We start from the raw sequence: 12085 nt of genomic DNA, 5'->3' as shown, positions 1-12085 counted from the left end.
ATTTTTTCCGCCTAGAACTTCAAATTCACCGGGTTGAAGTTGAATTTCACGCCCGAGCGGATCCACGCATCGGAACCATCTTCGTGCTTATCATGCGAAAGGTTGCGGTAAACGCGAAAGCCTCCGCCCGCATAAAACTGGAACCAGTCGCGCACTTTTCTTTCGTAAAGAACGTCAACGAGGAACTGTTTTTCAACAACGCCCGAAAGAGCATCTTCGGACTTCAAAGCAACATCGTAGTCCGTATAAAGTTCCTTATCGCCCTGGCGGAGCCAAGCAAGCGTAAGCGTTGCAGAATGCACGCTCCATTTCCAGTTCATGTCAAACCACAAGTCAAGCGCATCGCCACCCCTGCGGTATCCAATGGGATAATCGACAAAGTAAGCATCGGCGTAGTCGCTATCGCCCTGTTCACGATAATTGCTGCGGTAATTGCGACGACCCGTGTATTTCAAAAGCGGGAGCCTGCTGTTATTTGCTGCCGGGTCCGTTTTTACAACATCCAAGCGCCAGGAGAATTTTCCGTAATTGCGGGTTTCAAGTTCGTGATAGTAGCCGACCATGTAATTAATGATAGAGCGGTTCGTGCCCATCTTTTTATCTTCGCCGACCGGGCTTGCAATATCTTCCATATTAATTTGGCTGTAGAACTTTGCACCGTTCGAAGTCTTGTAACCAAATTCCACAGACGTTGCCGCAGAGGTGTACCCCGTGGCATAGTTATCGTGCCAGTACATAAACGGATTGAATGAGCGGAATTCCAAGGACTTTCCGCCAATGACACTCTGTTCAACAAGGTAAATCCAGAATTTTTTCGTATCGACGCCGAGCCTGTGGAACACCATATTTTTCACGTTCTCGGTATAAGTGCGATTGCGTTGGTTGCTCACCTGCTTCCCACGTTCCGTACATTTCTGGGAATAAGCCTCGCTACCTTTTGGCGGGCACCCCGTCTCGTTATCAATCACATCGTCAAAAAGCCAAGCGTTCAACGAACTCAGCAAAAAGTCATAGCGGAAAATACCGATATTCAACTTCCAGTGAATTCCATCATGGTACGGCAAACCGCCCAAGAAGATATCGTTCTTGGAAATCTTCAAGTCTTCGGGATTAAAACGGCCGAACTGCACAAAGCCAACGGAATTATCCCACTTGGCGTAGGCATTAATCGGCACATTGATGTCGAGCTCGCTCGGCTTATAAGTAAGATTTGTCTTGAGTTCACTATTGTACCAGGCTTCCAAATCCTTGCGCAAAGGCGCTTCCATCAAGAAGTGGAAATCCTTGTAGCCTGCACGGAAGCTAAGCGTAAAGAAGGGGTTGATACGTTCCTCGTAATTGCGAGCCGTCTCTAGCGGGATTCTAAGGCCGCGCCAGTTGCCGCCATAATACTCGGCAGTATCCACAGCAAACATCGGGTCGGTCGGACCGCCATTAAAGCCGAAATTGAAATCAGTCCCAATCTGGAAATAGCCCACCTTTTCAGCGGACGCAAACGATGCCACCGCCATCAAACAAGCAAACAATAAAACACGAGATAACATAACTTAAATGTATTAAAATGTCTTTTGATCATGGAGATGCCCGCTCAAGGCGGGCATGACAAATTAGACTTGAAGCAAAGCGGACACGCCGTGAGCCATAAGCGGCACGGCGTAAGCGTGCCGTGTTGGCGAGAGTGAGGCGAAGTCGGAGTCTTGTATTGCACAAGAGCCGAACGGACACGATAAGGACCACCCAGGCAGGGAGACCCGGGTGATCCCTTGTGTTGTGGTGGGTGCGCACTCACGCACCCGTGTGTGTGTGTTCTTTCTCGAGGGCGTGTTCGAAAACTTCGAACGCACCTGGTCGAATTTCGTTACTGCAATGTAGGGCTAATCGTTATTCACGATTAGAACAAGTCATTCATACGCATGAAGGCCGGCAAGTCGTAATCGACATTGCTTTCCTTGAGAGCGTCTTCAGAACCCTTCTGGCTACGCATGTAAGCCGGAGTAGCATAATCAACAGTGTTCACCTGTTCGGTCTGAGCCGGGTGAGATTCCTGCTTGTAAGAGCTTGCATAGTTGCCGTTAGAAAGCGGATCTGCTTCAGCAGCACCCGGCATTTCTTCCGTTTCACGAATGCTCTTTGTCGTAGCAACAGTTTCTTCAGTGTAGCTTGCCTTGGCATCGAAGCTCGGGGAAGCGAAAGAAGAAGCCGGAGCGAACATTGCAGCAGCCGCATTCACCGGAGCAGCCTGGCGAACCGTGTTCGTGTAGGAGTTCTGCGGAGCCGTGTAAGACGGAGCTGCCGGAGCGGTAGCCGGGACAACGCGCTGCGTGACAGCCGGAGTAGCAACCGTCGGAGTTGCAGGCATAGAGGCGGTCGGCATTGCGGCAGTCGGCATGGCAGCCGTGTTACGGCCAGCAAGAGCGAGGAAGTTCGTGGTCGGGCGCGGAGTAGCAGCCTGCACCGGAGCAGCCGGGGCCTGATACTGAGCCTGGGCCTGGTTCATCTGGTAAGCAGCGGTACCGATACCAGCGTAGTTCACGGCAGCGGCATTGTTAGAGCCACCGCAACCCGTTGCGATGATGGTGATGCAAACCTTGTCGCCAAGTTCCGGAAGAGTGATATCACCGACGATGATGTTCGGGTTGCCTTCTTCGCCCACAGCGTCGTAAATGTGTTCCATTGCTTCGTTGTGTTCGAGCAAGGAGTAGTTTTCGCCGTGAGAAACGTTGATGAGCACGCCAGAAGCACCCTGGATGTCGATATCTTCGAGAAGCGGAGAAGAGAGGGCTGCATCGGCAGCGGCAACACCGCGGCCTTCGCCTTCTGCAGTACCCGTACCCATAAGAGCGGAACCACCCTTGAGCATAACCTTGCGGATATCAGCAAAGTCAACGTGCACGAGGCCGTGACGGAACATGATGCTGCAGATGCTCTGCACTGCGTTACCGAGGATTTCGTCAGCCATCTTGAAGGCTTCGTCAACAGTAGCACTCTTGTTCGTGTTCTGGATGAGGTTCAAGAGCTTCTTGTTTTCGATAACGATGATCGTATCGGCGGCTTCGCGGAGAGCGCGGACGCCATTCTGAGCCAAGGAATTACGGACGTTACCTTCAAAGCGGAACGGCTTTGTGACAACGGCGACCGTAAGGATTCCGAGTTCACGTGCAACAGTAGCAACAATCGGAGCTGCACCCGTACCGGTACCACCGCCCATACCTGCGGTAACGAACACAAGGTCCGCACCCATCATGGCCTTCTTCAAGTCGTCGATGTTTTCTTCGACAGCCTTGCGACCCATTTCCGGATCCATGCCAGCACCGAGATTTCTCGTGCTCTTTTCACCGATAAGGATCTTGTGGTCGGCGAGACTCTGGTCCAGAGCCATAGCGTCAGTATTGATGGCGTAGTATTCTACACCTTCAATATTCATCTGCTTCATGCGGTTCACAGTATTGCCGCCGGCACCGCCGACGCCAAAGACCTTCACCTTGGCATTTCTGGTTGGAGTGTCATCACCCGTGATACGAGACATAGCCTCGAAATTGATATTTGCAAAGTCACTCATAGTTTATCTCCCTGATTTGAGTGGTTTAACGGTTAAAAGTAAGTCTTGATGAAGTCGCGAATGCGCTGGACGCCCTTCTTCACAGTGACAAGCAACTGGGTATCCGTGTCACGCTGTTTTCTTTCGCGATGTTTCTTGTTCGCGTAGTACAAGAGGCCAATGCCTGTTGCATAAGACGGATTCTGGAAAGCTTCCTGAATGCCGCTCGTGCCTCTCGGCTTACCGATATGGACAGGCTTCTTGAATACTTTAGCTGCAATATCTTCGATGCCGGCAAGGTTGCAGCAGCCACCCGTGAGGACAATGCCGCCATCAATGACGGTGTCGAGGTGGTGCTTTTCCAAATCCTTGGCCAAGAGCTTGAAGATTTCTGCAACGCGAGCAGTAATAATTTGTGCCAAAAGCTTACGAGAACAAAGAACTTCTCCGCGGTCACCCACACCTGGGACCGGGAATGTTTCATCTTCAATCAAATTGTTGAGCGAGCAGGTGCCATACTTTTTCTTGATTTCTTCGGCCTTCGTCAGAGAAACCGGAACCTTGAGGCACTTGCTGATGTCACTTGTAATAACATTGCCTGCAATGTCGAGCGACGCCGTATAGCGCACGGAATCCTTGACAAATACAGCCACGTCCGCAGAACCTGCGCCAATGTCAATCAATGCGACGCCGAGTTCGCGTTCATCATCGGACAGCACGGCAGATGCGGCAGCGAGCGGTTCGAGAACAAAGCCCGCCAAGTTGAGGCCAGCGCGGTTCACGCATTTTGCGATATCCTGGAGAGCGTTCGGGCGTGAGGTAACCACCTGAACTTCAACTCCGAGGCGACGGCCAGAATAGCCTTTAGGATTGCGGATGCCCGTTCTGTCATCAAGCGTATATTCACCCGGGAAAATATGGATGATTTCGCCAGCCTTGTCCGGCAGCGTACTTGCCTGACGCTGGACATTGATGATATCTTCATCGCGGACTTCGTTTGTCGGAAGCGTAACGAGACCCTTATAGCTGAAGGAAGACACATGCTTCCCTGCAATGCCTACGTAGACATCGCGCACATCGACACCTGCCGATGATTCAAGCATATGGACAGACTTCTGCAAAGTTTCGACGACAGAATCGTATTCGTCAGACGATTCCAGCGGAAAGTCACCGCATTCCACGACTCGGACGGTTTCGCCTTCCGAGATGCCAACGAACAAGTTCACTTTCGAGGCACCGATATCGAGCCCGAAAATGTAGTCCTCTTTTTTGACTAATTGCTTATTGTCATCCATTGATACACCTCTTATCAAAGTTTTTTAAATACGCAAATCCATGAAATCTCATATCGACCTCGCCAGCGCAAAGGAGATCTTTTCTAAAGCCCTTTCCGACAGCATCGTACAAAGTAAACAAATCCTTATCCCAATTCGATTCCGGAAACATCACGCGGAATCCGGCATCCTTGAAGAACACTTCGAATGCCCTGTCCTTCTCGGACCAGCCCACTTGCGACACGCGGTCATAAAGGGGCTTGTCTTCCTTACGCATTGCAAACAGGAACTGTGCCACCTGTTTTACCTTCCCCACCGATTCACTTTCAAGAATCGGCAAGCGGAGCGCAGTCATCATCGACATCGGGAGCGAAAGGCCTCTTTCGGAGTAGACCGTACCCTTGCCATCTTCGAGTACGGACAAAATCGGGGACGCTTCCTGAAGCTTGATGTAGAGCGAAGACGGGAACTTGCTCTCGACTTCGGCGGAGTGGATCAGCGGAATCTGCAAGAGGGATTTCTTCACAGAGTCGGCATCCAGTTCCGACATGAGCATACCCGTTTCCACCTGAGCGCTCTGCACGACATCTTCCCAAGAAAGCATGCGATTGCCTTCGATTTCGATGTACTGCAAATGCCTAAGTTCAAGCGGGTTGATCTGGTGCAGATAGAAACGACTTTGCCACAGTGCGACGGCAGCAATGACAAGGAGCAGAGTCAAGACCCAGCCCTTGCGCTTGAACCAACGAACAGCATTGGCAATGCGCATCCGTCTCATACGGGCACGCTTACGCTTGCGCTTGCGTTCGTTGTATCCGATCCGTCGACCGAACATTGTTGTTTCTTCTGACGTCAAATGCTCTTCTCCAAAATCGTCTGTCCAAGTTTCCAGATGTTGCCGGCGCCCATCAGAACAATCACGTCATTCGGCTTGAGCAAATCCTTGCAAACCGGAATCAAGTTGTTCACATCACCGATAAAGCGGGCATCGCGGTGGCCACGATCAGCGGCACTGTTTGCCACCATCGCACCGGTCACGCCTTCAATCGGCTTTTCGCGGGACGGATAAATGTCAGTCACCAAAAGCACATCGCAGTTCGAGAATGCGCTACCAAAAGCTTCGTGCTGGTCGCGGGTACGAGTAAACAAGTGCGGCTGGAAAGCGACAATGATGCGCTTGTCCGGGAACGCTTCGCGGAATCCGAGGAGTGTAGCGGTTGCTTCGGTCGGGTGGTGAGCATAGTCATCAAAGACCATGACGCCATTCTTTTCGCCAATGAATTCAAAGCGACGCTTCACACCTTCGAATGCAGCCACGGCCTTGCGGGCAACTTCAATCGAAATACCTTCTTCGACAGCAAGGGCTACAGCAGCCGTTGCGTTCAAAACGTTGTGGCGACCCGGAATCTGGAGCTTGAACTGTCCGAGGCTCTTGCCGTCGCAGAGAATTTCAAACTGCGGATAACCCTTCACGAACGTGAGATTTTCAACGCGGTACTTGGCCTGGCGAGTAAAGCCGTACGTAATTACCGGCTTCTTGAGGTGCGACAGAATCTGCTGCACGTTCGGATCGTCGAGGCATACAATCACCTGGCCGTAGAACGGAATCTTGTTTGCAAACTGCGTGAAAGCATCCTTGATGGCATCGATATTCTCGTAAGTATCGAGATGGTCGGCATCGATGTTCGTGATGATCGCCGAAGACGGCATCATCGAAAGGAAGCTGCGGTCAAATTCGTCACTTTCGGCAATGAGGTAGTCGCCGTGGCCCACCTTGGCACCACTGCACTTGCCCTTCACAATGCCACCCACGATAATCGTCGGGTCAAGGCCTGCTTCTTCCCAAATGGCACCAACGATAGACGTCGTCGTGGTCTTGCCATGTGTACCGGCAATAGAGAGCGTGTACTTGAGGCGCATCAGTTCACCGAGCATTTCAGCGCGGCGAATCACCGGAATGCGGCGGGCACGAGCCTCAACAAGTTCCGGATTGTCAAACGGAATGGCAGAGGAATAAACGACCAAGTCCGCATCTACGACATTCTTTGCTTCGTGCTTCGGGTCAATACGGATGCCAAGACCTTTCAGGTAATCAATGACAGCGCCTTCGCCCATATCGGAACCCGTCACCACAAAGCCATTTTCGTGGAGCACTTCGGCAATACCGGACATACCGGCGCCACCGATGCCCACAAAATGAAGGCGACGAACACGTTTACAATCATTAATCTGCATTACGTTCTCTCCATATCCAGGATAATTTTTGCAATCTGGTCAGCGGCATCGGGCATGCCAAGCGTCTTGGCGGCTTCGCCCATCTTCTCCAGACGTTCTGGGTCGTACAGGAGAGATTCAACCTTGTTCCAAAGATCATTCGGTTCATCATCAAGTTCCACGAGGGCTGCACCAGCACGTTCAACAACACGTGCATTGTGTTCCTGATGGTTTGCTGTCGCATGCGGGTACGGGAGCAAAATAGACGGCTTGCCAAAAGCAAGGATTTCTGCAAGTCCCGATGCACCAGCGCGGCTAATAATCAAGTCAGCGTGCTTCATGTAAGCATAGATGTTGTCCAAGAAGCCACGAACAGCGACGTTCGGCAAAATACCGAGGCGCTTGTTGATGTCATCGACATTCTTGGCACCCACCTGCCAAACCACACTAATATCTTCGTGGGCGGCAATGCGGCCGATACTTTCTTCAATCTTGTTGTTGATGCCTACAGCACCCTGAGAACCGCCAACAATAAACACAGCCTTGCGGCCTTCGCGGAATTCCACCGGACGAGCCAGGGAATCGGCAGCAGGCAAGTCACGGATCGGGTTGCCAAGAATACGGGTCTTTTCAATCGGGAAACCCTTCATGGCCTCTTCAGAGGTAACAAAAACAGTCTTTGCATAGCGGGCGCCAACCTTGTTAGCAATACCGGCAACAGCGTTCTGTTCCTGCAAATAGACCGGGATACCCATAGAACCTGCAGCAAGCACAATCGGGAGCGAGACATAGCCACCCGTTGCAATCACAACATCCGGAGCCACCTTCTTTACAACGCTCTTGGCACGGATCAAGGACTTGGTCAAGTTGAACGGCAAAGCCAAATTCTTGAGGAACGGTCCACGGTGCAGCGGAACTGCCGAAATGTATTCGTACGGCCAATTTTTTGCCACAAGGCGTTCTTCCATAGAATCCTTACGGCCAGCAAACGTAATCTGAGTAACACCCATCTTCTTCAAGCTCTCGGCAATAGCTACTGCCGGGAAAATGTGGCCACCCGTGCCACCGCAAACAAAGAGGAACTTTTTCATATAGAACTCCTTCTTGTCCTAAAATTCATAAACCGACCCGTTTCAAATGTCATCGGGCTGCTCATATAAGGTTCGCGAATGCTCTTGCCGCTTGTCGGGCGAGAAATATTCAGCAAAACTCCAATAAACGCGGCTGTCATCAACAAGTTCGTTCCGCCAAAGCTGATGAACGGAAGCGGCTGACCCGTCGGCGGGATAAGCCTTACGCACACGCAAATGTGGATGACAAAATTCATAAAAATCGAAGTCGTAAGCGCCACAGCCAAATACCTGCCAAAACGAGTCGTCGCCCCCCTTGCAATGTTGTAGCCCTGCGAAAAGAGGATCGCAAAGGCGACAAGCACAAGGAAAGTCCCGATAAAACCAAATTCTTCACCAATCACAGCGTACACCACATCCTTATAGGCTTCGGGCAAGTAGCCAAGTTTCTGTTCACCCAAGCCAACACCCGTTCCAAAAATACCGCCATTCCCAAGAGCTTCAAGGGCATGGTCCACCTGATACATCGCATCGCTCTTAGTCCCGTCACCCGAGAGGAATCCCGTGATACGTCTGCTTGTATGCGCCTTCTTCAAGAGCACGAGAATTCCCACCGGGATACATGCCAAAAGGGAAATTCCAACGTACTTGTAGTTTGCGCCTGCAATAACAAGCATCACAAGCAAGAGGGAACCGAACATGATAAGCATCGAAAAGTTCGGTTGCAGAGCAAGCAAAATCGCCGAGATCAACATCGGTACACCCGGCTGGATAACAGTACACTTGATTGACTTGATTTCGTCACCGGCGTTCGAAAGTTTCGAGCAAACCCAGATGATAAAGCCAAACTTCAAGATTTCGGACGGTTGGATACCGAAAATCCAGCGTGACGCACCCTTCACCGCACCGCCCGAGACAATAGCCGCCAACGTCAAAATGGCACCGACGCCAAAGACAAGGCGAGCAGAAACCTTCCACAGCGCATAATCAATCTTGTAGAACACGCCGATAATCACGGCTGCCGCCAAGACCTTGACAAGATGCGCCTTGAGATAATATTCCGCAGGCAAATTCTTCGAAAGTGCCACAGGCGCAGATGCAGAATAGACAGCAACACAGCCAAAGCACATTAATGCTAATGTGACAAATAGCAGGAGCTTGTTCATACCTATTGTCTGCGACGTTGATGACATCTTAACTACTAGACCTTACCTTAAACCTTGAATACCGGCACCATGTGGAGGAGTGCATCGACCACCTGTTCCATGTGCATACCGCGGCTGCCCTTCACCAAAAGGACATCCCCTTCGGCGACAGTTTCGCTCAACTGGCTAATGACTTCCGGGACAGATTCGAAATACTGCACGTTCTTCATGCCACGGGACTTCGCGCCTTCCACATACTTCTTTGCTTCCTTGCCGACAGCAAGGAGCATGTCAAAATTCATTTCGGGCACCAAGGCGCCAATCTGCTTGTGCAAATTGCCACTTTCCTTGCCGAGTTCGAGCATATCGCCAAGCACAGCAATGCGCTTGCCTTCGACACGCATGTTGCCGAGCGTCTGGAGCGCCATCTTCGTCGAAGACGGGTTGGCGTTGTAGCAGTCCGAAATCACCTTGAAGCCGTTTGCGGCCTTGATTTCCATGCGCATGCTCGTAGAGGTAAAGCTTGCCAAAGCCTTTGCAATATCACCCTTCGGGATGCGGAGAGCTTCGCCCACGGCAATTGCGGCGAGAGCGTCATAAAGGTTATGGTCACCCGGAACATTCAACACAAAGTGCGTACGGCCGATGTAGAAATCAGCGCAGAGGTTTTCGGTCCACTTGAGCTTTTCGGGCTTGAGGATACCGCGGCGGACACCGAACGTGACGACCTTGTAATTCTTGGTGGCCTTCACCTTGCAGAGGCGTTCATCATCAGCGTTCACAATCAACGTGCCGCCCTTCTTGAGGCCAGCCGTAATGTTGATTTTTTCGTTGAACACGCCGTCCAAATCGCCGAGGCGTTCCAAGTGGCTTGCGCCAATGTTCGTAATCACGGCAATATCCGGTTCCGTAGCCAGCGAAAGCGGGCGAATTTCGTCCGGACCACTCGTACCCATTTCGACAACAGCGGCTTCGTGGCTGTGCTTCAGCTGGAACAACGTCATCGGGACACCGATATGGTTGTTGAAGTTACCCTTAGTTGCATGGGTGTTGTACTTCATCGAAAGTACAGCCTTCGTCATTTCCTTTGTAGTGGTCTTGCCGTTACTACCTGTAATGGCGACCTTCTTCAACTTGAAAAGTCTTTGATAGCCCTTGGCCAGTTTCAAGAGAGCCTTCGTCGTATCTTCGACCGGAGCGTACATCTTGAAATTCGGATCGATAGCAGTTTGGTTTACAACGCTCATCAGAGCTCCATCCTTTTCCATTTGAGATACAAACTGGTGGGCGTCAAAGCGAGCACCCTTAATCGGCCAAAAGACGACGCCCTTGGCACTTTCACGAGAATCCATGCAGAGATTCACCTTGCGTTTCAAGGTGCGAGCCGGAACGCCGACAGCTTCGGTTTCCAGAATCTCGAGCATTTCTCCAATAGTCAAATCAAGCTTCAGCATCAGTCATCGCCTTCACCGCGATTTCGCGATCGTCAAAATGATGTTTGGTCTTACCAATGATTTGGTAATCCTCATGGCCCTTGCCCGCAATCACAAGCCAATCGCCGCTCTTGAGTTCTGCACAAGCGCGATTGATAGCTTCTTCGCGGTTTTCGACCACTTCAAACTTGTCCGTCGTCATGCCGGCGCGAACGTCAGCAATGATGTCTGCAGGTTTTTCGGTACGCGGATTGTCCGACGTGAGCCAAGCCTTGTCTGCAATGCGTTCGGCAATGCCGCCCATAATCGGGCGCTTCGTCTTGTCGCGGTCACCACCGCAGCCAAACACGGTAGAAAGCTTGCCGCGGCAGAGGCTGCGGGCCACATTCAGCACGCGTTCAAGAGCATCCGGCGTGTGGGCATAGTCCACAATCACATGCTTGCCGTTCTTGCTCCAAACCTTTTCAAAGCGGCCCGGAACGCGCACGGTCGCAATCGCCTTGCGCATGGCATCTTCAGGAACGCAAAGAGCGTGGGCCCATGCAAGCACCAAGAGCAAGTTGTCCACGTTAAAGTCGCCGCAGAGCGGAGTTTCAAACTTTTCTGTGGCAATCATCGGGAGCGTGAATTCAAGACCGTCTTCGGTGCTCTTGATTTCGCCAAACGGCTTCACGTCCGCTTTAGCCTTGCCGAGTCTGGAAACAGCCACCTTGCGGCAATCGAGAGAATTAAAGAGCTGTTCGCCGTGAGCGTCGTCAATGTTGATGACGGCCACGCCATTATCAGCCAAATACTTCGTAAAGAGCAACTTCTTGGCTTCGAAGTAGGCATCCATCGTCTTGTGGTAATCGAGATGGTCCTGCGTCAAGTTGCTAAAGAGACCGCTTCTGAACTTGATACCAGCAACACGGCCCTGGTGGAGCGAATGCGAAGACGCTTCCATTACGAGGTCGGTGCAGCCTTCAGCTACAGCGCGAGATGCAAATTCATAAAGGTCCAAAAGACCCGGAGTCGTAAGCGAAGCCGGCACGGACTTGTCGCCAATCTTATTCTTGATGGTGCCGAGCAGAGCCGTCTTGCGGCCTTCAGCTTCGAGCATCGCATTCATGAGGAACGCACTAGTCGTCTTGCCGTTCGTACCCGTAATGGCATGGCAAATAAGCTTGCTAAACGGATCCTTGTAGAAAATCCTGGCGGCTTCCAGGCGGGCAGCCTTCACGTCCGGCACCTGGATCCACTTCGACGTGAGTCCCTCGGGAGCCATCGTCTCGCCCACAACCGCAACGGCACCAGCCGCAATAGCGCTACGGGCAAAGGCTTCATAACCTTCCGTCGGAACGGAGAAGAATAAATTCCCCGGTTTCACACGGCGGGAATCATCGCAAAGCCCCGTCACGGACAACTTTTCCAT

Annotated in this window: 9 protein-coding genes; all 9 read right to left on the bottom strand. The window is 51.7% G+C overall.

Translation table 11 applies throughout. The annotated features are described in order from the left end of the window. Positions 1 to 11 precede the first annotated feature (11 nt). The 9 genes from B7982_RS04035 to B7982_RS03995 all read right to left on the bottom strand — a co-directional run bounded on the left by B7982_RS04035 (position 12) and on the right by B7982_RS03995 (position 12085). Positions 12 to 1544: a hypothetical protein gene (locus B7982_RS04035; RefSeq protein ID WP_233138361.1), complete on the bottom strand. Its 1533-nt coding sequence runs from the start codon at positions 1542 to 1544 to the stop codon at positions 12 to 14. A gap of 347 nt (positions 1545 to 1891) precedes the next feature. Further along, entirely contained in the window at positions 1892 to 3559 is a 1668-nt protein-coding gene (ftsZ, locus tag B7982_RS04030) for a cell division protein FtsZ (protein ID WP_088659654.1), read from the bottom strand. Positions 3560 to 3591: 32 nt separating this feature from the next. Further along, entirely contained in the window at positions 3592 to 4833 is a 1242-nt protein-coding gene (gene ftsA / locus B7982_RS04025; RefSeq protein ID WP_088659653.1) for a cell division protein FtsA, read from the bottom strand. Next, positions 4826 to 5647 carry a cell division protein FtsQ/DivIB gene (locus tag B7982_RS04020; protein WP_088660003.1) on the bottom strand — a complete coding sequence of 274 codons (822 nt, stop codon included), beginning with the start codon at positions 5645 to 5647 and terminating at the stop codon, positions 4826 to 4828. Before B7982_RS04020 ends, ftsA begins: the two co-directional genes overlap by 8 nt. 17 nt (positions 5648 to 5664) lie before the next feature. After that, a complete protein-coding gene (gene murC / locus B7982_RS04015; RefSeq protein WP_088659652.1) occupies positions 5665 to 7047 on the bottom strand; it encodes a UDP-N-acetylmuramate--L-alanine ligase in 1383 nt (460 codons plus the stop codon). Beyond that, positions 7047 to 8117, bottom strand: coding sequence for an undecaprenyldiphospho-muramoylpentapeptide beta-N-acetylglucosaminyltransferase (murG, locus tag B7982_RS04010; RefSeq protein WP_088659651.1), 1071 nt, complete (start codon positions 8115 to 8117; stop codon positions 7047 to 7049). Before murG ends, murC begins: the two co-directional genes overlap by 1 nt. Beyond that, on the bottom strand, positions 8114 to 9262 hold the full coding sequence (locus B7982_RS04005) for a putative peptidoglycan glycosyltransferase FtsW (RefSeq protein ID WP_233138360.1): 1149 nt from the start codon (positions 9260 to 9262) through the stop codon (positions 8114 to 8116). Before B7982_RS04005 ends, murG begins: the two co-directional genes overlap by 4 nt. A gap of 47 nt (positions 9263 to 9309) precedes the next feature. Then, positions 9310 to 10695 carry a UDP-N-acetylmuramoyl-tripeptide--D-alanyl-D-alanine ligase gene (gene murF / locus B7982_RS04000; RefSeq protein ID WP_088659649.1) on the bottom strand — a complete coding sequence of 462 codons (1386 nt, stop codon included), beginning with the start codon at positions 10693 to 10695 and terminating at the stop codon, positions 9310 to 9312. Then, entirely contained in the window at positions 10682 to 12085 is a 1404-nt protein-coding gene (locus B7982_RS03995) for a UDP-N-acetylmuramoyl-L-alanyl-D-glutamate--2,6-diaminopimelate ligase (RefSeq protein WP_233138359.1), read from the bottom strand. The genes murF and B7982_RS03995 overlap by 14 nt, the downstream gene beginning before the upstream one ends.

The organism is Fibrobacter sp. UWB2, from assembly GCF_002210425.1.
GTDB classification, from domain to species: Bacteria; Fibrobacterota; Fibrobacteria; order Fibrobacterales; family Fibrobacteraceae; genus Fibrobacter; species Fibrobacter elongatus.
Note: the sequence above shows the minus strand (reverse complement) of the source record. Positions and strands in the feature narration are given on the sequence as shown.

Excerpts from the sequence above, each read along its gene's own strand:
- B7982_RS04035 (WP_233138361.1), bottom strand. The coding sequence starts at position 1,544 with ATGTTATCTCGTGTTTTATTGTTTGCTTGTTTGATGGCGGTGGCATCG.
- ftsZ (WP_088659654.1), bottom strand. The coding sequence starts at position 3,559 with ATGAGTGACTTTGCAAATATCAATTTCGAGGCTATGTCTCGTATCACG.
- ftsA (WP_088659653.1), bottom strand. The coding sequence starts at position 4,833 with ATGGATGACAATAAGCAATTAGTCAAAAAAGAGGACTACATTTTCGGG.
- B7982_RS04020 (WP_088660003.1), bottom strand. The coding sequence starts at position 5,647 with ATGTTCGGTCGACGGATCGGATACAACGAACGCAAGCGCAAGCGTAAG.
- murC (WP_088659652.1), bottom strand. The coding sequence starts at position 7,047 with ATGCAGATTAATGATTGTAAACGTGTTCGTCGCCTTCATTTTGTGGGC.
- murG (WP_088659651.1), bottom strand. The coding sequence starts at position 8,117 with ATGAAAAAGTTCCTCTTTGTTTGCGGTGGCACGGGTGGCCACATTTTC.
- B7982_RS04005 (WP_233138360.1), bottom strand. The coding sequence starts at position 9,262 with ATGAACAAGCTCCTGCTATTTGTCACATTAGCATTAATGTGCTTTGGC.
- murF (WP_088659649.1), bottom strand. The coding sequence starts at position 10,695 with ATGCTGAAGCTTGATTTGACTATTGGAGAAATGCTCGAGATTCTGGAA.
- B7982_RS03995 (WP_233138359.1), bottom strand. The coding sequence starts at position 12,085 with ATGGAAAAGTTGTCCGTGACGGGGCTTTGCGATGATTCCCGCCGTGTG.